The 21471-nt window shown below is 73.8% G+C and carries 14 protein-coding genes; 5 read left to right on the forward strand and 9 right to left on the reverse strand.

Annotated features, from left to right (window positions below):
* Positions 1–24 precede the first annotated feature (24 nt).
* From ACH4SL_RS13525 to glgX, 8 genes are all read right to left on the reverse strand, one after another.
* Entirely contained in the window at positions 25–1902 is a 1878-nt protein-coding gene (locus tag ACH4SL_RS13525; protein ID WP_398444691.1) for an ABC transporter ATP-binding protein, read from the reverse strand.
* Positions 1899–3770 carry an ABC transporter ATP-binding protein gene (locus ACH4SL_RS13530; RefSeq protein WP_398444693.1) on the reverse strand — a complete coding sequence of 624 codons (1872 nt, stop codon included), beginning with the start codon at positions 3768–3770 and terminating at the stop codon, positions 1899–1901. The genes ACH4SL_RS13525 and ACH4SL_RS13530 overlap by 4 nt, the downstream gene beginning before the upstream one ends.
* A gap of 77 nt (positions 3771–3847) precedes the next feature.
* Positions 3848–4594 (reverse strand): SDR family NAD(P)-dependent oxidoreductase, encoded by a 747-nt coding sequence (locus ACH4SL_RS13535; RefSeq protein WP_398444695.1) that lies wholly within the window; start codon positions 4592–4594, stop codon positions 3848–3850.
* A 69-nt stretch (positions 4595–4663) separates the two neighbouring features.
* Entirely contained in the window at positions 4664–5962 is a 1299-nt protein-coding gene (locus ACH4SL_RS13540) for an MFS transporter (RefSeq protein WP_398445326.1), read from the reverse strand.
* A 241-nt stretch (positions 5963–6203) separates the two neighbouring features.
* On the reverse strand, positions 6204–6833 hold the full coding sequence (locus ACH4SL_RS13545; protein WP_398444697.1) for a hypothetical protein: 630 nt from the start codon (positions 6831–6833) through the stop codon (positions 6204–6206).
* Positions 6833–7159 carry a hypothetical protein gene (locus ACH4SL_RS13550; protein WP_398444699.1) on the reverse strand — a complete coding sequence of 109 codons (327 nt, stop codon included), beginning with the start codon at positions 7157–7159 and terminating at the stop codon, positions 6833–6835. Before ACH4SL_RS13550 ends, ACH4SL_RS13545 begins: the two co-directional genes overlap by 1 nt.
* Positions 7146–12416, reverse strand: a complete 5271-nt coding sequence (locus ACH4SL_RS13555) for a caspase family protein (RefSeq protein ID WP_398444701.1) — start codon at positions 12414–12416, stop codon at positions 7146–7148. The genes ACH4SL_RS13550 and ACH4SL_RS13555 overlap by 14 nt, the downstream gene beginning before the upstream one ends.
* A gap of 144 nt (positions 12417–12560) precedes the next feature.
* Positions 12561–14822, reverse strand: a complete 2262-nt coding sequence (gene glgX, locus ACH4SL_RS13560; protein WP_398445329.1) for a glycogen debranching protein GlgX — start codon at positions 14820–14822, stop codon at positions 12561–12563.
* 251 nt (positions 14823–15073) lie between these two features.
* Between glgX and ACH4SL_RS13565 the strand changes: the two genes are divergently transcribed.
* From ACH4SL_RS13565 to ACH4SL_RS13585, 5 genes are all read left to right on the forward strand, one after another.
* Positions 15074–16237 (forward strand): Ig-like domain-containing protein, encoded by a 1164-nt coding sequence (locus ACH4SL_RS13565; RefSeq protein ID WP_398444704.1) that lies wholly within the window; start codon positions 15074–15076, stop codon positions 16235–16237.
* 489 nt (positions 16238–16726) lie between these two features.
* Positions 16727–17959 carry an Ig-like domain-containing protein gene (locus tag ACH4SL_RS13570; protein WP_398445331.1) on the forward strand — a complete coding sequence of 411 codons (1233 nt, stop codon included), beginning with the start codon at positions 16727–16729 and terminating at the stop codon, positions 17957–17959.
* A gap of 37 nt (positions 17960–17996) precedes the next feature.
* Positions 17997–18764: an enoyl-CoA hydratase/isomerase family protein gene (locus ACH4SL_RS13575; protein WP_398444706.1), complete on the forward strand. Its 768-nt coding sequence runs from the start codon at positions 17997–17999 to the stop codon at positions 18762–18764.
* A gap of 184 nt (positions 18765–18948) precedes the next feature.
* Positions 18949–19566: an ATP-binding protein gene (locus ACH4SL_RS13580; protein WP_398444708.1), complete on the forward strand. Its 618-nt coding sequence runs from the start codon at positions 18949–18951 to the stop codon at positions 19564–19566.
* Positions 19567–20298: 732 nt separating this feature from the next.
* Positions 20299–20799, forward strand: coding sequence for an RNA polymerase sigma factor (locus tag ACH4SL_RS13585; protein ID WP_398444710.1), 501 nt, complete (start codon positions 20299–20301; stop codon positions 20797–20799).
* A gap of 29 nt (positions 20800–20828) precedes the next feature.
* On the opposite strand, the gene ACH4SL_RS13590 is transcribed toward ACH4SL_RS13585, so the two are convergent.
* Entirely contained in the window at positions 20829–21347 is a 519-nt protein-coding gene (locus tag ACH4SL_RS13590) for a hypothetical protein (RefSeq protein WP_398444712.1), read from the reverse strand.
* Positions 21348–21471 lie beyond the last annotated feature (124 nt).

Consider the following 21471-nt stretch of genomic DNA (forward strand, 5'->3'; position numbering starts at 1 on the left):
GGCCCCCGGGCCCGGGAGCGCGGGTCAGGTCAGGCCGTCGCGCCAGGCGGCGTTGAGGCCGGCGTAGTGGCCGTCCGCGGCGATCAGGTCCGCCGGCGGGCCGTCCTCGACGATCCGGCCGGCGCTCATCACCAGGACGCGGTCGGCGATCTCGACCGTGGACAGCCGGTGGGCGATGACCAGCGCCGTACGGCCGGCCAGCACCGTGCGCATCGCGTGCTGGACGGCCCGCTCGCCGGGGATGTCCAGGGACGAGGTCGCCTCGTCCAGGATGAGCACCCCCGGGTCGGCCAGCAGGGCCCGCGCGAAGGCGACGAGCTGGCGCTGGCCGGCGGAGATCCGGCCGCCGCGCTTGCGGACGTCGGTGTCGTAGCCGTCCGGGAGGGCCGCGATGAAGTCGTGCGCCCCGATCGCGCGGGCCGCCGCCTCGACCTCTGCGCGGGTCGCGTCGGGCCGGCCGATGGAGATGTTCTCGGCGACCGTGCCGGAGAACAGGAAGGCCTCCTGCGTCACCATCACCACCGCGCGCCGCAGGTCGGTGAGCGACAGGTCGGCGAGCCCCGTGCCGTCCAGCAGCACCTGCCCGCCCGCCGGGTCGTAGAACCGGGCCAGCAGCTTGGCCAGCGTCGACTTGCCCGCGCCGGTCGCGCCGACCACCGCGACCAGCTGGCCCGCCGGCAGCCGCAGGTTGAACTCCGGCAGCACCTCGCCGCCCGTGCGGTAGCTGAACCGCACCCGGTCGAAGACCACCTCGCGCCCCGGGCGGCCGTGCGCGGCCGGCGGCAGCGGCGCCGGCCGCTCCGGCTCGGGGACGGTCGGCGCCTGCGCGAGCAGCCCGGCGATCTTCTCCAGCGACGCGGCCGCGGACTGGTAGGAGTTGAGGAACATCCCCAGCCGGTCGATCGGGTCGTACAGCCGCCGCAGGTAGAGCGTGAAGGCCGCGAGCACGCCGAGCGCCATCCCGCCGCCGGCGACCCGGTAGGCGCCCCACACCACGATGCCCGCGACGGTGGCGTTGGCGATCAGCCGGGAGCCGACGACGAGGCGGGCCATCTCCAGGATCGCGTCGCCGTTGGCCCGGTAGTGCCGGTGGTTCAGCTCGTCGAAAGCCGTGTCGTTGGGCACCTCGCGGCGGAAGGACTTGACCGGGCGGATGCCGTTCATCGTCTCGGTGAACTTGACGATGACCGCCGCGACGGCCGTCGAGCGCCTGCGGTACGCGACCATCGAGCGGCGCTGGAAGATCCGCACCGCGACGTACAGCGGCACGTACGACGCGAGCGTGACCAGGCCGAGGCGCCAGTCCAGCACGATCAGCAGCACCGAGATGTACACGCAGCTCAGGACCACCCCGATGAGCTCCTCCAGACCGTCGGTCAGCAGCTCGCGGATCGACTCGACGTCGGAGGTGGCGCGCGAGATGAGCCGGCCGGAGGTGTAGCGCTCGTGGAAGTCCAGGCTCAGTGTCTGGGCGTGCCGGAACATCCGGGCGCGCAGCTCGATCAGTACGTCCTGGCTGATCAGCGCGGCGATCCGGATGAACGCCCGCTGCAGCAGCCCGGCCGCGAGCCCGCAGCCCAGATAGGCCGCGGCGACCGCGACCAGCGCGCCGTGCCGCCCGTCGCGCACCTGCGGGATGGCGTGGTCGATGGCGTACGCCACGAGCAGCGGCCCGGCCTGCACCGCCGCCTGCTGCACCAGCAGCAGCACGGTGGTCAGCCACAGCCGCCGGTGGTGCGGGCGCAGCAGCGAACGCAGCAGCACCGACTGGGCGTCGCGCGGCGCGGGCAGCACGTCCCGGTCGAAGGCGTCGGGCTCCGGGGGCGCCTGCCCGGGGGCGGCGGGGGCGGGCGGGCCGGTCCGCTCCGGCTCGCCGAGCTGCTGCTCGGTGGCGGACGTCATCGGGCGTCGCTCCTCTCCAGGGCGGCGGGCTCCGGCGCGGACGTGGGTGCGGGCCCGGGCGCGTCCTCCCCGGGCGGCCCGGATTCCAGGCCGGACATCAGATGACGGTATTCGGCGCTGGAGCGCAGCAGTTCGGCGTGGGTGCCGACCGCGGTGATCCGGCCGCCGGACAGCAGCGCGACCTGGTCGGCGAGCTGGACGGTCGACGGGCGGTGCGCGACGACCAGCGCGGTCGTCTCCCGCAGCACCTCCCGCAGCGCCGCCTCGACCAGCGCCTCGGTGTGCACGTCCAGCGCGGAGAGCGGGTCGTCCAGGATCAGGAACCGCGGCCGCCCCACGACCGCGCGGGCCAGCGCGAGCCGCTGCCGCTGGCCGCCCGACAAGCTCAGCCCCTGCTCGCCGACCTGCGTGTCCAGCCCTTGCGGCAGGTCGTGCACGAAGCCGCACTGCGCGACCTCCAGCGCGCGCAGTACCTCCTTGTCGTCCGCGCCCCCGGGGCCCGCGCCCATCGCCACGTTCTCCCGTACGGTCGCGGAGAAGAGGGTGGGCTCCTCGAAGGCCACCGCGACGAGCGCGCGCAACCGGGAGACGGGCAGCAGCGCGGTGTCCGCGCCGTCCAGCGTGATCCGCCCGGCGGTCGGCTCGTGCAGCCGCGGTACGAGCGCGGTCAGCGTCGTCTTGCCGCTGCCGGTCGCGCCGACCAGGGCCGTCGTCCGGCCCGCCGGGACGTGCAGGTCGACGCCCGCGAGCAGCGGCTCGCTCCCGGCGGGCGCGTCCGGGTAGCGGAAGGCGACGCCTTCGAGACGCAGGCCGTCGCCCTCGCGTCCGGGGGGCGCGGCCGCGGTGTCCTCGTGGACGGACTCCGCCCCCGGGGTGTCCATGGGCTCGAAGTAGCGGTCCGCGGCGGTCGCGGCCTCGTTGCTCATGGCGAGCAGGAAGCCGATCGAGTCCACCGGCCAGCGCAGCGCGAGCGCGGTGGACAGGAAGGCGACGAGGGTGCCCGCCGACAGTTTGCCGTCGGAGACCTGGAGCACCCCGATGAGCAGCGCCACCCCGATGGACAGCTCCGGCAGCGTCATGATGAGCGCCCACAGGTCCGACAGCAGGTCGGCCTTGCGCAGCTCGGTGGTCCGCAGCTCCCGGGCCCGGGAGTGGTAGGCCCGCGCCTGGGTGCGGTGCCGTCCGAAGGCCTTGATGATGCGGATGCCGAGCACCGACTCCTCGACGAGGGTGGCCAGGTCGCCGGCCTGGTCCTGGGCGCGCCGGGCGGCGAGCGCGTACTTCCGCTCGAAGCGCGTGGACAGCACCATGAGCGGCACCGCGGGCCCGAGCACCACGAGGGTGAGCAGCGGGGACTGGGTGAGCAGCACCGCGATGCCGATCAGCAGCGTGGCGGCGTTGACGAACAGGAAGACCAGCGGGAAGGCCAGGAACATCCGCAGGATCTGCAGGTCGGTCGTCGCGCGGGAGAGCAGCTGCCCGGACGCCCAGCGGTCGTGGAAGGCGACCGGCAGCCGCTGGAGCCGCCGGTAGAGATCCGCCCGCATCGCCGCTTCGACGCCCGCGAGCGGCCGCGCCACCAGCCACCGCCGCACCCCGAACAGCCCCGCCTCCGCGACGCCGAGGGCCAGCAGCACCCCGCCGCCCAGCCACACCCCGGACGGGTCGCGGTCCTTGACCGGCCCGTCCACCAGCCACTTGAGCACCAGCGGGATCAGCAGCGACATGCACGAGGCGGCCACCCCGACGACCGCCGACACCGACAGCCGCAGCCGCACCGGCCGCACGTACGGCCACAGCCGCAGCAGCGAGCGGACCGAGGACCGCGGGCGGACGGCGGGCGCGGAGTCAGGGCCGGTGGCAGACATCACCCCTGACACTACGGTCCCCCCTGCCCCGCATCACATGGTTTTCCGCCGGACAGGGGGGTCGCGGGGCGCGCGGCTCAGACGGTGAAGCCGCCGTCGGCGTGCACGGTCGCGCCGGTGACGTACGAGGCCGCGTCCGACGCCAGGTGGGCCACGACCGCGGCGATCTCCGCCGGTTCGGCGTAGCGGCCGAGCGCGGTCAGGCCGCGTACGGTGTCGGCGAAGGGGCCGTCCGCCGGGTTGGCGTCGGTGTCGGTGGGGCCGGGGTGCAGCAGGTTGACGGTGATGCCGAGCGGGCCCAGGTCGCGGGCCAGGCCCTTGGTCATGCCGGCCAGCGCGCTCTTGGTCAGGGCGTAGAGGGCCAGGCCCGGGAAGGGCGTGCGCTCGGCGACGTTGCTGCCCAGCGAGATGATGCGGCTGCCCGGACGCATGTGCCGGGCCGCGGCGCGCGCCGCCAGGTAGGGCCCGCGGACGTTGACCGCGACCGCGCGGTCGAACTCCGCGGCGCCCAGGTCGGTCACCGCACCGGTGACGTACACCCCGGCGTTGCACACCAGGACGTCCAGCCGCCCCCACTGCTCCGCGACCCGGTCGACCGCGGCCTCCGTCTCGGCCGCGTCCCCGCTGTCCGCGCGCAGCGCCAGCGCCCGCCGCCCGAGGGCGCGCACTTCCGCCGCGACGGCCTCCGCGCTGTCCTTGTCCTTCTCGTAGGTGATCGCGACGTCCGCGCCGCCCTGCGCGAGCCGCCGCGCGACCGCCGCGCCGATGCCGCGCGAACCGCCGGTGACGAGGGCGGTCCTGCCGCCGAATTCGTTGGTGTCCATGCCGATCATGCTGGTCGGCGCAGGTCCTGGAAGCTGGCGGGATTCGGCCCTCGCGTCCGGGCCGTACGGTCAGCGGGCGCGGCGCAGGCCGCGTACGGCGGGGATGCACAGCAGCGTGACGGCGACGCAGACGGCCACCACTCCGCCCGCCTGAAGGACGTGCCGGGCGCCGAGGGCGGAGGCGGCCGGGCCCGCGAGCGCCTGGCCGACCGGGAGCATCGCCACCGAACCGGCGACCTCGTAGGCGTGGATGCGGTTGAGGATCTCGTTCGGGACCTGCGTCTGCACGCTGGTCGCCCAGTTGACCGCCCAGAAGGCGCCGCCGATCCCGGCGGCGAACACACCGCAGCACAGCCATGGCATCGGCAGGTCCAGGCCCACCGCGGTGGGCATCAGGGCGAAGGCGAAGATCCCGAAGGTGCCCGCGCGCAGCGGCCGGTCGGCCCGCAGCCGCATCGCCGTCAGCGCCCCTACCGCGGTGCCCGCCCCCAGCGCGGAGTTCATCAGGCCGTACGCGCCCGCGCCGTGCTCGGGGATGATCTGGCCCGCGGCCAGCGGGATGAACGGGCCCATGACGCACATCGTGTAGACCGTCCAGACCAGGATCACCGACCACATCCACGTCCGCGCCCGGAACTCCCGCCAGCCCTCCGCCAGATCGGCACGGAAAGCGCCCGGCGCCGCTTTCCCGCCGCCGTCGCGGGCCCGCGTGCCCGCCGCCGGAAGCCGCAGTGCCAGCAGGCACAGCGCGCTGGTCAGATACGTCGTCGCGTGTACCGCGAAGACCGCGCCCGCCGAGGTGAAGCCGACCAGCACACCGGCCAGCGCGGGCCCCGCCAGGCTCGCCCCCGACTCCGCGGCCCGGGTCACCGCGTTCGCCCCCTGCACATCCCGCGCCACCCGCACCACCGTGCTGGCCACCCCGGGCTGGAAGACCGCCGCGCACGTGCCGTTGACGACCCCGATCAGCACCACCTCCCACAGCCGCACGCTGTGGGTGAGGAAGAGCACGGCCGCGGTGGACTGCGTGCACACCCGCGCCAGGTCCGCGCCGATCATCATGCGGCGCGCGTCGAAGCGGTCGGCGATGACGCCGCCGAATATCACGAAGCCCGCGAAGCAGGCGGTGGTCGCGGCCATCACCAGGCCGATGTCGCCGGCCGAGTAGCCGTACGACAGCAGCCCCGCGGACAGCGCGACGGGAAGCATCGTGTCGCCGAGCATGGCGACGGAACGGGCGGTGAAGTAGAGCCGGAAGTTGATCGACCAGAGCGAGTTGCCGAGTCCCTCAGGACCCTGCGGCGCCAGGCGCGCGCCTGGTCCGGCGGCAGCGGGGGTGTGCGGTGCGGAGGACGTCACTGGGCTCATAGTGGACTGGACCATTGCGGGAGTCCAGCCAATTCCGTCCTCCGGACGGGGCGGCCGCGGGCGCCGCTGCCGTGGGGGTCGAGCAGGTCAGCGGGGCGGGGCGGGAGCGGGCGGGCTGGTGTGGGGGGCGGTGGGTGGTCGGGTGTGACGTGCGGGGTGGCGGGGTCGGCGTGCTGCTGCGGGGGTCGGTGTGACGTGTGCGGGGGCGGGTCGGCCGTACGGTCTCGCGGCGGGCGGACGCTCAGCAGCTCTCCGCCGGGGACGCGCTCAGGGCCCCGGCGCCCCATTCCAGCCTGCGCAGCGTGTCCTTGCCGTCCGGGCCGCGGCCCTGGACCCGTACCGTCACGCCCGTGCGGTCGGTCCCGACCAGTTCGCCGCACACCGCGCCGTCCGGCGTGTGGACGGTGACCAGGGCGGGCGCCGCGTCCGACGTGGGGGCGGTCCACGTCAGCAGCACCGCGGCCGCCGTCGCCAGGACGCCCGCGACCGCGAGCAGCCGGGCCCGGGCGACCAGCCGCCCGATCCGCCGCACCTCCGCCGACTCCCAGCGCAGCAGCGCCGCACCGTCCGCGTACACCAGCGCCTGCCCCGGCGTGCCGTGGGCGGCCGACGCCACCGCGAACGCGGAGGCCAGCAGCGCCAGCAGGCCGCAGGCGGTGCACGCCACGACCGCGTACCGGAAGTCCGCCGGCAGGTCGGCGACGTTCTCCCGGCCCTTGAGCACCAGCACGGCTGCGAGCAGCGCGGTCGCGGTGGCGAGGAAGTTGCGCCAGCCCTCGGCCTGCGCGCGGGCGACCTCCAGTTGCGACTGGAGCATGTCCTGCACGCGCGCCTGCGCCCGCAGCCGCGCCGCGCGGTTCCCCGGCGGCATCAGGGCGTCCCCGCGGACGGGGACGGTGTGCGGACCGTCCACCAGGCCCCGCAGCCGGGGAATTCGTCCGTGTTGCGCGGGTGCGTCCGCGGGCACTGGCAGTCCATCGTCCGCTCCCTGGGCTCCTCCGGCTCGGCCTGCCGCCACGGCAGCCCCTTCGCCACGGTGCCGGGCACGACGGTGACGAGCGGCAGGCTCGTCGCGGCGTGGCAGACGGGGCACGTACCGGTGGCGACCAGGATCCCGGCGGGGTCGGTGTGCCAGGCGAGGTCGCCGGGCGGCACCACCTCCTGCTCGTGGAAGTCGGTGTCCTCATGGTCCGGCATGCGCGGTCACCTCCGGGGCGGGAGCGGAGTCGGCGGCTTCTGCAGTCTCGGCGGCCTCCGCCGGGAGGGTCAGCCCGAAGAGCGGCGCGAAGTACGCGAGCCGTTCCCGTACCTCGGCGGGCGTCAACTCGGTCTCCTCGGCGGCGAGTTCGATGTGGTCCACGGTGACCTCGCCGCCGAGCGCGGGCTCCGCGCCGGTGAGCTTGCGGGTGAGCAGGATGACGTCCCGCCAGTCCGCCGCGTACGCGTCGTCGGCGGGCTCGGGGCAGTTGCTCATGTCCAGGCCGTAGGGGCCGTAGGGCGCGAGGGCGCGGTACGTCGCGCGGAGGCCGAGGTCGAGCCGGACGGCGGTGATGACGAGGGTGAGGGGGGTGAGGACGCCTACGCGCAGCGGGGGGTAGCGGAGTAGCCGCTCGACTTCGGGATCGCCTTCCGGCCATACGGGCACTGAGCCCACCGCGGGACCCGAGATGGCAGGGGCGCCGAGCGGCTCGTATGCCCGCAGCCGCGCGGCTGCGGTGGGGAGGTCGACGCGGGAGGCCTTGGCGTAGCCGAGGAGGGCCCGCAGGGACACGGCGGGGCGCCAGGCGTTGCCGTCCCGGGTGCACAACACCTCGAGGATGTTGTAGTCCGGGCGCAGGGCGCGACACTCGGGCGGGACGTCCGGGATGCCGAGGCTGAACGGTTCGGCCTCGGCGCGCATCAGGTCGGCGGCCGTGCCGAGGTCGACCTGGCTCTGCGCGGCCGCACAGAAGAGGTGGACCGGATCCGGCTCACGGCCGGGGCTCGTGTCGAAGGTCTTGATTCCACCCACCTGGTCGCTCAGGAACCAGTTGGTCCGGAAGAGGAGGGTGGGGCGCTTCTGCGCAGGGAGATCCAGCCAGCGGCGGACCACCGGCACAGCGCCAGGCTCCGCCAGGCCTGCCGTGACGAGCGCGGCGACCCGCGCCACCTCCTCGTCCACGGAGTCCTGCCGATCCGCTCGTGCGAGCGCCCGCAGGATCGTCCCGGCCCCGCACGGCCGCACAGGCTCGTCGCCGACAGGAAAAAGACCCTTGAACCAGCCGGCGGGCCTGAGCGTCAGCAGCGGCGACAGGCGCGTGTCGTCGAGGTGCAGTGGCAGCCCCACCTTGTCGGCCAGTACGCGCAGGCGCGCGAGGGTCGTGCCGACATCGACGGCTGTCTGCTCCGCAGCCAGGGCCATCAGCCGGTGAAGGGTGACGGGTCCGGTAAGCATGCGCAGGAGCACTGAGTGGTAGCGGGCGCTGACGACGTCGAAATCCTCCAGATGCAGGTGATCTCGCAGATAGTCGCCCTCGGCCACCCGGTAGCCGAAAGGACGGTAACGGCGGGCGGTCTCCGCGACGTCCGCGGCCGTGCATCCGAGTAGGGCGGCGAAATAGGCGGCGATCGGCGGCGTCACCAGCGCGGGGAGTGACATGCTGGGGACGTGGCTCCCCTTCAGGACGATCAGCTCGGACAGCGTCGGAACGTGCTCCGCCAGCTCGCCGAGATCCGGCGGCTCCGGAATCCTCGGGTCCAGGAGTCTGAGCCGGCCGGCCAGTTCCGCCGTGTGGCCGAGCGTTCTGCCCCAACGGCTGGCGCTCTCGACGAGTGGTCCGGGATCTGGGTCCGGGGCCCCTTCCGGTTGCATCGTGCCGTGCTCCGACCGGTGGAGGAGCCGGTACAAGTCCACGGCTTCCGGTGTGCTGGGCGCCTTGTCGAGGGCGCGGATGTCCCCTGCGGGTGGAACATCGATGCCCGTGACCGCGTAACGGCGCAAGGCGCGCACGGTGGTTCGCAGGGGAAGCCCCGGGTTCGCCGCGGCACGCAGTGCCGCGAGGCCTGGAGACCAGTGCTCCGGATCCATTGCCCCGGAGACCGACCGGACGACTGGGGGGAGGTTCTTTATCGTCTCGGCGATGTCCGGGTTGCGGAAGACCACCGCGTCCACCGCACGGGGGCGGGGGAAGCCTTTGGGGAACCATCGCCGCCCGCCACCACCCGCCGCGGGCCATGACCTCGACAGGTCCGACCGCCACTGCGTGAAGAGAACGATCTCCGCGTCGGACGAGGAGGCCAGTCTCCGCCGGGCCTCCTCGCTGTCGACCGGCAGGCAGCCCACCGTGCGCAACGGCATGAGCCGTCCCGACCGCCGGGGGTCCACCCCCCGGACCTCGACCGCGGCGTCGGCGGTGAGCAGGCGCTCCACCGCGACCATGCCCAGGGCCGGATCGTCGTTGACGAGTGCCCACAGCCAGCTCAGGGGCGGGGTCTCCCACTGGGCCAGGTCGGCCGCGGCGTCGGCCAGTTCACGCCGGACGGTCTCCCGGTCGAAGCTCGTCAGGGCGTTGCGGTTGGCGCTGAGTACAGGCTTGTGCCGGTGCCGGAGGTCGATGACGTAGCCGTACGGGGCGGGGTCCTCCGCCACCACGATGCCGTCGACGAGGCGCTTGCCTGCGCCGTCGACCCACCAGACACCCCGCCGCCCGTCCTGGCGGGGCAGGAGGCCGACGGACACGTTGGCCAGTTCACCGGCGGTCTGCCGGACCGATGCCTGCTCGTCGCCCGCCTGCTGCTCGACGGTGAGGGTCACCGGGCTGCACCAGACCTGGTCACGCAGGAAGCGGATGAGCGAGGGCGGCGGCTCGCTCTCGAACTCCGGCCGCAGGTACAGCCGGACGGTCGTGCCCGCGTCGATGTCGTCGCAGGGCGTGATGTGCATCAGGCCCGAGTCGGCCACGACGTCCACGCGGTGGCCGCGCGGACCCGCGCCGAAGCCGCTTCTGGCCGCTGGGCGGGTGGTCACGCGGATCTCCTCCGCGAGCATGAAGTAGCTGAACACCCCGATGCCGAAGCGGCTGTTCAGCTCCGGGACGATGCCGACCCGGCGCCAGCGCCGCAACTCCCGTACCCGCGCCGGGGATTGTTCGTTGCGGCGGCCGGCGCGGGCGAAGAGGTCGCGCAGTTCCTCGGCCGTCATGCCGATGCCGTCGTCGTGGCATTCGACGTAGAGGCGGCCGTCGGCCGGGTCGCGGGCGAGGGTGAACGCCACCGTGTAAGAAGCCAGTTCGGCGGGCTGCCGGGTGCCGTCACCCGTGCGGGCGGCGTACTGCTGGCGGGCCTGGCGGCGGCGGCAGGCGTCGAGGGCGTTCTGGTACAGCTCGCGGACGGCGAGCATGCGGTCGCCGTAGAGCTGGGTGCCCATGATGAGGGGCTTGACGCCGTCCTCGGCGAGCTGGAAGCGGGGCGGCGGGGCTTCGTACGTGCCCGCGCCGTCGCCGGACGGTGCGAGCGCGTCGGTGTTGAGGTGCCGGGGGAGCGCGGAGAGCAGGATCTCGTTCGGCTGGGCCTTGGCGATGTTGCGCGCGGCCGAACTCGCGCTGTCGGCCTGGCGTTCCAGCGCGACGTGCAGAGCCGCGCTGCGGCACGCGGCGAACAGCGCCCAGTCGGCGGAGTGTTCGGCGTCGACCGGTCGGACGTCGCACGCGACGACCTGCGCGACCACGTCCGCCGCCGTCACCCGGTGGTGCGGCACCCCGAGGTGGTCGACCACGATGCCGTCGAGCAACCGCGGGTCCACGGCCAGGAGTTCTGCCACGTAGAGCAGTTCGGCTAGCCGCGCGGGGCGCCAGAAGGCGGGCTGCGTCCAGATGCCGAGCTGGGCGGCGAGTCCGGTCTGCCACAGCTCGTCGTTCGGCGCGTCGGGGCCGGGGCGGGTGCGCATCTGCGCGACGACCTGGAAGAGCGCGGCCCGCAGCCGGTCGCGGCTGTGGGCCGGGGGGTGCGCGCCGAGCCCCGCGGCCTTCGCGGCGGTCTCGGTGAGCAGCTCCATGACGGCGGTCAGGCTGTCCAGTTCCGCGAGAGCGGGTCTGCCCGAGCCGGGCGCGCGCAGCTGCTCGGCGAGCTGGTCCCAGAGCTGGTCCCACCCGGCGAGCAGCCGGTGCCGCAGCCAGCTCTCGGCGGCGACGGCGGCGTCCCGGGCCTCGGCGGCGGCCGCCTGGTTTCCCGCGGTCTCCGCCGCCTCGGCCGCCGCCAGCAGGCGCTGCCGCTTGGCCTCGATCTGGCCGAAGGCCCGCCGGACGTCGGCCATGTCGTCGGCCAGATGCCGCCGCGCCTCGTCGCCGGAGCCGGAGCCGGAGCCGGGGTCGGAGGCCGAACTCCCGTCCTCGTCAAGCTCCGTCGCGCCCCGCGGGCCCTGCGGAGGGTGCAGGCGCGCCAGGGCGCGGCGGCCGCACGCCACCGCGGCCTCCCGGACGAAGGGGGTCGCCAGCAGGGCCACCGCCTCCAGGGCGCTGAGGCTGCCGCCCCTGGCGGCGGGCGGGACGAGGTGGTCGAGGCGGCGCAGGACGCGGACGGGGTGGTCCGGGTCGTCCCAGGGGTCCGGGCCCGCCTTGTGGGGGTGGGCGGCGTCGCGGCGGATCGCGGCCACCTTCTCGACGAGCCGTCCGAGGCCGTCGGCGAGCGGGCCGGTGCCGGTGGCGCCGGGGGCGACGCGGTCCCACAGCGTGGAGTTGCGCACCGCCTCGGCCCAGGGCCCCGTACCCGGGCCCGACGCGCAGACGACCCGCTCGGCGTGCGCGGCGGCCGGGGCGCCGGTCCTGCCGTGGAGCCACCACGTGTCGAGCCGGGCCGACTGCCCGTTGTCCGCGGCGATCTCGCGGGTGCGCTGCCGTACGGCCGTGATGACCTCGCCCACCGTGCGCGGCGGGGTGTCGGGGCTGAGTGCCTCGGCGAGGGCGCGGCCCATGAAGCTGCCGTCGGGGGTGCCCATGGCCTGCCTGCCGGCCGGGCAGCCGTAGAGCAGCACGACGTTCTCCCGCAGCCGGGTGAACTCCGGCCGGGAGACCTGGCCCGGGTCGGACGTCAGCGCGTCGCGGCACGCGTCGAGGCACACCAGCAGCGTCGCCTGCGCGGTGAGGCCGCCGAGCAGCTCGTCGGGCCGCACCGCCACGAGTTCGGCGGGGCCCGCGGCGGGGTCGTAGCCGTACGGGACGAGGTGGTCGACGTCGTCGACGCGTACGCCGTGGCCGGAGTAGTAGACGAGGGCGGCGTCCTCGTCGCGCAGGCCGCCCAGGAAGGTGCGCAGCGCCGCGTACAGGCGGGCGCGGCCGGTCTGTTCGGGGGTGTCCAGCACCGTCACGTCGGCTTCGGCGTAACCGGAGGCGAGGAGTGCGTCCTTGACGCGCGCCGTGTCCGCGGCGGTGAAGCCCAGGTCGCCGGGTACGGCGATCAGCAGTGCACGTAACGCGCCCACGGCGGAGCGGCCCTCCCGTCTCGGAAACCGGCCGCGTACCCCCTGAGCCCCGAACGCGCCGCCGACAGAGCGGCATTATGGCAGAGCGGCCCGGCGAGCACGGACAAACACCGCACCTCCGGCGCCCGTTGCCCGACTCCGTCCTCAACTCCCCGTCCGCGCCGCGCGGTAGAGCCGCGCCGAGCGCGGGCCGATGGCCACCGCCGTGCCCGCCGGGGTCGGCGGCGCGTCGGGGGGCGCGGACTGGGACTCCAGCGCGGTGTCGAGCAGGGGCTCGTACGCGGTGGCCCAGGGCGGGCCGGGGAGGGTGAAGGAGGTGGCGAGGTGGCCGGCGTGGACGACGAGGAGGAAGCTGTCGTCCCGGACGGGCTCGCCGCGCGGGTCGCGGTGCGGGATGTCCGCGCCGGACAGGTACATGCCGAGGGTGGCGGAGTGTGCGCGCCACTCCTCGTCGGTCAGTTCGCCGCCGTGCGCGCCGAACCAGGCGACGTCCCGCAGCCCTTCGGGGGCCTGCGCGAGGCCCGAGAAGAAGCCGCCGCTGCGCAGGACGGGATGGGCGCGGCGCAGCGCGATCAGCCGCGCGGCCAGGTCGCGCAGCGCCGCCCAGCCGGGGTCGTCGAGCAGCGACCAGTCCACCCAGCTCGTCTCGTTGTCCTGGCAGTAGGCGTTGTTGTTGCCGCCCTGCGTGCGGCCCATCTCGTCGCCCGCGACCAGCATCGGGACCCCGGTGGACAGCAGCAGCGTCGCGAGCAGGTTGCGCGTCTGCCGCCGCCGCAGGGCGAGGATGTCCGGGTCGTCCGTCGCGCCCTCGGCGCCGCAGTTCCACGAGCGGTTGTCGGGGGAGCCGTCCCGGCCGTCCTCGCCGTTGGCCTCGTTGTGCCGCTCCTGGTAGCTGACGAGGTCGCGCAGCGTGTAACCGTCGTGCGCGGTCACGAAGTTGACCGACGCGTACGGGCGGCGGCCGCCCCAGTCGTAGAGGTCGCTGGAGCCGGACAGCCGGTAGCCCAGGTCGCGGACGTCGGCGGTCGCGCCGCGCCAGAAGTCCCGGACGGTGTCGCGGTAGCGGTCGTTCCACTCCGTCCACAGCGGCGGGAAGGCGCCGACCTGGTAGCCGCCCGAGCCGACGTCCCACGGCTCGGCGATGAGCTTGACCCGGCGCAGCACCGGGTCCTGGGCGATGACGGCGAGGAAGGGGGAGAGCATGTCGACGTCGTGCATGGAGCGGGCGAGGGCCGCCGCGAGGTCGAAGCGGAAGCCGTCCACGCCCATCTCGGTCACCCAGTAGCGCAGCGAGTCGGTGATCAGCCGCAGGACGTGCGGCTGCATCACCGCGAGGGTGTTGCCGCAGCCGGTGTAGTCGGCGTAGCCGCGAGGGTCGGGGCCGAGCCGGTAGTAGCCGCGGTTGTCGATGCCGCGCAGCGACAGCGTCGGCCCGCCCTGGCCGCCCTCGGCGGTGTGGTTGTAGACGACGTCGAGGATCACCTCGATGCCGGCCGCGTGCAGCGCCCGCACCATCGCCTTGAACTCCCCGACCTGCGCGCCGCCCGAGCCGCTCGCGCTGTAGGCGGCGTGCGGGGCGAAGTAGCCGATCGAGTTGTAGCCCCAGTAGTTGGACAGGCCCCGCCGCTCCAGGTGCTCCTCGTGCGCGAACTGGTGGACGGGCAGCAGCTCGACGGCCGTCACGCCCAGCGAGGTGAGGTGGGCGAGGGCCGCGGGGTGCGCCAACCCGGCGTAGGTGCCGCGCAGTTCGGGGGGCACGCCGGGGTGGCGGCGGGTGAAGCCGCGTACGTGCAGCTCGTAGATGACGGTGTCCGACCACGGGGTCTTGGGGCGGTGGTCGTCCTGCCAGGCGTCCGCCTCGGCCCACTCGTCGACCACCACGCCCTTGGGCACGAAGGGCGCCGAGTCGCGGTCGTCGCGCACGGTGTCGGCGGCGCCCGGCTCTGGCCAGTCGCGTACGTGCCCGTAGACCTCGGGGACGAGCCGGAAGCCGCCGTCCACCGCGCGGGCGTACGGGTCGAGCAGCAGCTTCGCCGGATTCCAGCGGGCCCCCGTCCACGGGTCCCAGCGGCCGCCGACCCGGAAGCCGTAGCGCTGCCCGGGGAGCACGCCGGGCACGAAGCCGTGCCACACCTCGTGCGTCAGCTCGGCCAGCGCGATGCGCCGTTCGGTGCCGTCGGCGGCGAAGAGGCACACCTCGACGGATTCGGCGCCGCCCGCCCACAGCGCGAAGTTGGTGCCCGCCCGCCCGTCGGGCCCGGCGTGGAAGCGGGCCCCCAGCGGTTCGGGTGACCCGGGCCACACCTCGGCGGCCGGCGCCGCGGGGCCGCGGGCCGCGGGGACGGCGGCGCGCCCTTCACCGCCGCGCGGTGCGGGCAGCGGGAAGCCGCGCGCCCACCCGGGCACCCCGGATTCGCGTGCCTGCGACACGTACGTCCTCCCACGGCTCGGGCACGGCGGTGGCGTCGCCCGGCGTCCCGTGCCCGGCGGCCTGCCGTGTCCCTGCCCTCTTCCTTCCCCCCGCGCGGCCCGGTCTCACCCCGCGCGGCCGGTGGCGTTCGGCGTGACCGGGTGGCCCCGCGTTTCCCCGGCGGCGGTGGGTCGTTGACGGTTGCGTGAGAGAAGCGGTGCGGCGCGCGGGGCGCGCGGGTGCGGGGGTGCTACTGGGTGCGGTGCTCGCCGCGGGGTGCGGCGCGGGCGGGGGCGGCGGGCCGGACGGGAAGGGGGACGCCGGGGCCGGGGCGCGGGTGTCGCGCGCGGTCATCGGCGTCGAGCCCGGGGACGGGGCCAAGGACGTGGCCGCGCGGGGAGCGCTCCTGGTACGCGTCAGGCAGGGCACGCTCACCGAGGTCGGGGTGCGGGCGGCGGACGGCACCCCGGTGCCGGGGCGGCTCGCGGCGGACCGGCGCAGCTGGCGGCCGGACGGGAAGCTCGCGCTGGCCACGCAGTACACGGTGGACGCGCTCGCGAAGGACGGTCAGGGCCGGGAGGCCGCCAAGCACACCGCCTTCACCACGCTGGTGCCGCAGCACACCGTGATCGGCTTCTTCAGCCCGGAGGAGGGCAGCACGGTCGGCGACGCCATGATCGTCTCGCTGGCCTTCAGCCGCCCGGTCGCCGACCGGGCCGCCGTCGAGCGCGCGGTGACCGTCACCGCGCAGCCCGCCGTGCGGGTCGTCGGCCACTGGTTCGGCGACCAGCGCCTCGACCTGCGCCCGGCCGGGTACTGGACGCCCGGCTCCCGCGTCACGCTGCACCTGCGGCTGCGGGACGTGGCGGCGGCGCCCGGCGTCTACGGCACGCAGTCCAAGGACGTGCACTTCACGATCGGCCGCGACCAGCGCAGCACGGTGGACGCGGCCGCCCACACCATGACCGTGCGGCGCGACGGCCGGGTGGTGCGCAGCCTGGACGTCTCCACCGGGGCGCCGGGGCACACCACGTACAACGGCGTCATGGTGATCGCGCAGAAGTTCCCGGTGACCCGGATGGACGGCCGCACCGTCGGCTTCGGCGGCGAGTACGACATCCCCGACGTCCCGCACGCGATGCGGCTCACCCGGTCGGGCACCTTCGTGCACGGCAACTACTGGTCCGCGCCCGACGTCTTCGGCCGCACCAACGTCAGCCACGGCTGCATCGGGCTGTACGACACCAAGGGCGGCGGCTCCGGCACCCCGGCGGGCTGGTTCTACGACCACTCGCTCGTCGGCGACCCGATCCGGGTGGTGAATTCCCATGACGGAACGGTCGCGCCGGACAACGGAATGGGCGGCTGGAATCTCGACTGGCGGCAATGGGTGGCCGGTTCGGCACTCTGAGTACGCGGGGCAATTGTGCAGGTCACCTCCCCCGGACATGTGCCCGCGCGCGTTTTGCCGTGAAGGGCCTGTGAATTGTTGCGGCAATGCTGTGAACTCACCGATACGGGAACCGAATCGCTCTCCTGTGCGTCCGTCTTCACGACCGCCTCCGGGCACCGCACTCCTGTGCGGACCCGGTTCGCGCGGCGGGTACGCCTGCACGACAGCAAGGAGTGAGTTCGATGTCCTGCGCCAACCCGGACTGCCGGAAGATGGGATGCAGCACCGATCCGAAGCCGCGGCCGTCGTCACGGCCCGGCGCCCCACGCAAGTAGGTGTGCGTGGCGCCCGCCGCCCGCACCCGGCAGGACCCGCGGCGATCTGGGACGCAACGGTGACATTCCCGGGCCGCTCGGAAGCCCCGAGGTGTGGTTTTCTTGCGCCAGCCGGGGAGGTCCAGGGCTGAGGTGCGGGAAGCGGGCAAGGGGAGAGACGGACGTGAAGCCGATAGGCGTGGCGCCTGGGGTCAGAAGGAAGATATCCGCGCTGGTGCTGGGAGCCGCGCTGCTCGCGGCGGCCGCGTGCGGAGGCGGCGGCGGGGGCGGTGACGACTCCGCGTCCGGCCCGTCCAAGCCGGCCTCGTCGGCGGCGGCCGGAAGCTCGCCGGACACCGCGCCCTCGACCGCCGTCGTCACCATCGCGCCGAAGGACGGCGCCGACAACGTCGCCACCACCGGCGAGCTGAAGGTCTCCGCGAGCGGCGGCAAGCTGTCCACCGTCGTCGTCAAGGACGACAAGGGCGCCGAGGTGCCCGGCGAGATCAGCGCCGACGGGCTGGGCTGGTCGCCCACCGGCCATCTGGACACCTCGACGCAGTATTCCGTCGACGCGACCGCCAAGGACGCCGAGGGCCGCGAGTCCGACAAGCACGCGACCTTCACCACGGTGACCCCCAAGGACACCTTCGTCGGCTACTTCACGCCCGAGGACGGCTCGACCGTCGGCGTCGGCATGGAGGTCTACCTCCACTTCAGCCGCCCGATCACGCACAAGAAGGCCGTCGAGGCGGGCGTGACGGTCTCCGCGTCCCCGTCCGTCGAGGTCGCGTCCCGCTGGTACGGCAACCAGGACCTGTACATCCGCCCCGCCGACTACTGGACGCCCGGCACCAAGGTCACGCTGGGCCTGGACCTCAAGGGCGTCGAGGGCGCCACCGGCGTCTACGGCAAGCAGCAGAAGTCCGTGCACTTCACCATCGGCCGCCGCCAGGTGAGCATCGTGGACGCCGCCAAGCACCAGATGACCGTCTACCGCGACAACAAGGTGGTCAAGACCGTCCCGATCTCCTCCGGCGCGCCCGAGCACACCACGTACAACGGCAAGATGGTGATCTCCGAGAAGTACGTCACCACCCGGATGAACGGCGACACTGTCGGCTTCGGCGGGGAGTACGACATCAAGGACGTGCCGCACGCGATGCGGCTCACCACCTCGGGCACCTTCATCCACGGCAACTACTGGGCCGCCAACTCGGTCTTCGGGCACAGCAACACCAGCCACGGATGCGTCGGCCTGCACGACGTGCGCGGCGCGCACGACCCGGACACCCCGGCGGCGTGGTTCTACAACAGCTCGATCATCGGCGACGTCGTCGAGGTCGTGCACTCCAAGGACAAGACCGTGCAGTGGTACAACGGCCTGAACGGCTGGAACATGCCGTGGGAGCAGTGGAAGGCCTGACGCCGCCGCGCCGGGCGGGCGCCGTAGTCTCGCCGTCATGACTGTGACCTTCGAAGTCGACGACGGCGTCGGCACCGTGACGCTCGCCCGGCCGCCCATGAACGCGCTGGACAGCGCCGTGCAGGACCGCCTCGCGGAGATCGCCCGCGAGGCGTCCGCCCGGCCGGACGTGCGGGCGCTGGTGCTGTGGGGCGGCGAGAAGGTCTTCGCGGCGGGCGCCGACATCAAGGAGATGCAGGACATGTCCTACGAGGACATGGCGCTGCGCTCCGGCCCGCTCCAGGAGGCCTTCACCGCGGTCGCCCGCATCCCCAAGCCGGTGGTGGCCGCCGTGACCGGCTACGCGCTCGGCGGCGGCTGCGAGCTGGCGCTGTGCGCGGACGTGCGGATCGCCGCGGAGGACGCGAAGCTCGGGCAGCCGGAGATCCTGCTCGGCCTCATCCCGGGCGCCGGCGGCACCCAGCGGCTCGCCCGGCTCGTCGGGCCCTCCCGGGCCAAGGACCTGATCTTCACCGGGCGCATGGTGGGCGCCGCCGAGGCGCTCGCGATGGGCCTGGTCGACAAGGTGGTGCCGGCCGCCGAGGTGTACGAGGCCGCGCACGCCTGGGCGGCGCGGCTGGCGCGCGGGCCGGCGCTCGCGCTGCGGGCGGCCAAGCAGGCGGTGGACGCGGGTCTCGAGACCGACCTCGACAGCGGTCTGGCGCTGGAACGCGCGCTGTTCACGGGCCTGTTCGCGACCGCGGACCGGGAGACCGGGATGCGCAGCTTCGTCGAGCAGGGGCCGGGGAAAGCGCAATTCCGCTGAGGCGCTACCCGGTTGAGGTCTGTACGACTCTCGTACAGGCACTCGAACATCGGTAGCCCGCCGGTGGCGGCCTTTCCTTAAGGCAGGCTTATGCGAACCTTAAGGATTTCCGTGCCGCCACCGATCACCGGGAAGGTTGCTTTCGGCAACACCGCAGGTGGAATGGTGCGATTCCAGGGAATTCATGCCTCTGGAATATGCCAAAACACGCGGCCGGAACGCCGTGTTCCCCTTGGGCAATTCCCCGGGATGGCACTCGGGGGGGTGTGCGGGCGGCCATCATGAAGGCATGGCGGGCAGGGGTGGATCCGAGCGGCCGCAGCGGGTGGAATCCGGTCCCGCGGCGGGTCCCTTACCCGTACTCGCGGACGGGGCCGGGGATGCGGGGGAGGCCGGCGCGCCGGGTCTGCTGGGCGACCCCTCGGTGGCCGAGGTCCTGCTGGCCTCGCGGCCCGAGTCGGCCTTCAGGGCCCGCCGGATGGCGCTGGACGTCCTGCGCCGATGCGGCCTCGCGGCGTACGGCGAGACGGTCGAGCTGCTGGTCTCCGAGCTGGTCGGCAACGCGGTGCGGCACACCGGGGCGCAGTTCTTCGGCATCCGCTTACGGCGGCGGCGCGGCTGGATCCGCGTCGAGGTGCGCGACCCCTCGCGGGCGCTGCCCTGCCTGCTGCCGGTGCGCGAGCTGGACATCAGCGGGCGCGGCCTCTTCCTGGTCGACCACCTGTCCGACCGCTGGGGTGTCGACCTCCAGCCGCGCGGCAAGACCACCTGGTTCGAGCTGCGGGTGCAGGACCGGGCGTGAACCCAACGTGAAGAGGCCCTTCGCGTCGGGGTAACGACAGCAGGAAGGGCCTCTTCATGACCGCCGCGGAGCAGGGGGGTGTGGTCCACGGCGCTTGTGGAACGGCCGGGCTCGGGTCGATCGGCCGTTGAACCGACTGTCGCACGCGGCCCCCGGGGTAAGCAAGCACCCATATCGGGCATATCACCCAATAAGGACAGATCTCCGCTCGCTGTGGGGGTGATGTGCGCCACCCGCCTTGCAAATAACGGAAAGTTCGCCCCCTCGTCTTCCAATGTTCCGATGGTGCGTCCGGGTGCGGGAGTCGAGGTGCGGCCGGGGGGCGAGGGGAACGGGAGGCGCGGGAGTACGTCGATTTCCCGGAATCCGCTTCTCCTTTCCGCTTCCGCTGTTCCCCGGGATCTGTTTGGGATGCGCCCTTGTGGTGTTAGAGTCTCTTCGGTTTCTGGTGCGATGCAAAGGCACGTCAGACGGGGGTGATTGGGCCAGTTTGCTCCGCCCAGCGGTTTTCGCCGTCCGGCTTCCGGTTTCTTACTCCGGGGTCATATTCGGACGGCTGCACGGAGAGCGCGCCGTACGGCGCGCGAGCACCGTCCGTGCCGAAGACGACGTTCGGAGCCGAGGCCCGGTCCGCAGGTGCTCCATTGCCATGCCGCCGCTTTTGCGGCCCCTGTCCGCGGGTGCCCGCGAATGCAATGGAGGTGCGTGACGGTGGCCGGGGGACACGTTGTGGTGAGGGAACCGGAGGAACTGGCGAGACTCGTGCGCGGCGCCCAGCGGGGCGACGCGCTCGCGATGGACGAACTGCTGGGGATACTCGCCCCCTACGTCGGCCGGATCTGCGGCCCGGTGGCCCTCCAGGACGGGGCGGACGCCACCCAGGAGGCGCTGCTGGCGGTCTTCCGCAACATCCGGCAGCTCAAGACGTCGTCGGCGCTGTTCGGCTGGGTGCGCGCCATCGCCGTCCGCGAGGCGGTACGGGTCGCCAAGCAGCGCAGGTGGGCCGTCGTCGGCGAGACCGAGGACGTCCCCTCCGAGGCCGACGCGGAACTGGCCACCGACATCAAGGACGTGCTGCTGCGCCTGTCGCCCGAGCACCGCGTCGTCCTGACGCTGCGCCATATCGAGGGGCTGGACGAGCAGGAGGTCTCCCGGGTGCTGGCGCTGCCCGTCGGCACCGTCCGCTCCCGGCTCTTCCGGGCCCGCAACTCCTTCCGCAGCGCCTGGCGCTGACCGCCCGCGCCGCGGCCGGGCCGTCCGGCTCAGCCGGCGCGCAGCTCCGCGACCCGGCGCTCCAGCCGGTCCAGCATCGCCCGGCTGCGGGCCGCGGCGCCCAGCCGCCCGAAGCCGCGCAGCAGCCCGCCGCCGGGGAAGCGGAAGGCGTACATCATCGCGAACCGGGTGCCGGAGTCCTCCTCGACCGCGGCCATGCCGCCGACGAGCAGCCGGCTCTGCATCAGGCACCAGCCCGGCCGCAGCACCACGTCGAAGCGCTCCCGGTGGCGCAGCGAGCTGACCGCCAGCGCGGTGAACCGCTCGCCGCCGGGACCGTCCGCCGCGGGCGCGGCGACCGCGCCGGTCCTGGTGAAGGAGCGCAGGCCGCCCACGATGCCGGGCAGCTCGCCCTCCAGGTCGGCGGCGACCCGCCAGACGTCCGCGAGCGGGGCGTCCAGATGCCGCTCGGCGACGGCGGGCCGCCGGGCCGCCGAGGCGATGACCTTCAGCCGGCGGACCGGGTCGAGCTCGACCGCGGGCCAGGCACTGTCCACCACGTCGGTCATGCGGACGGCCCCCTTCGTTCGGGTCCGCGCGGGGCGCGGGTCTTTTTCGGCTCCGGGGGAGTGTAACGCCGTCATCAGCCCTCTATACCCCTGAAAGGACTCCCCGGTGACCCCCGGTGGCGGT

Origin of the sequence: Streptomyces sp. NPDC021020 (assembly GCF_044333285.1) — a bacterium.
Taxonomy (GTDB): domain Bacteria; phylum Actinomycetota; class Actinomycetes; order Streptomycetales; family Streptomycetaceae; genus Actinacidiphila.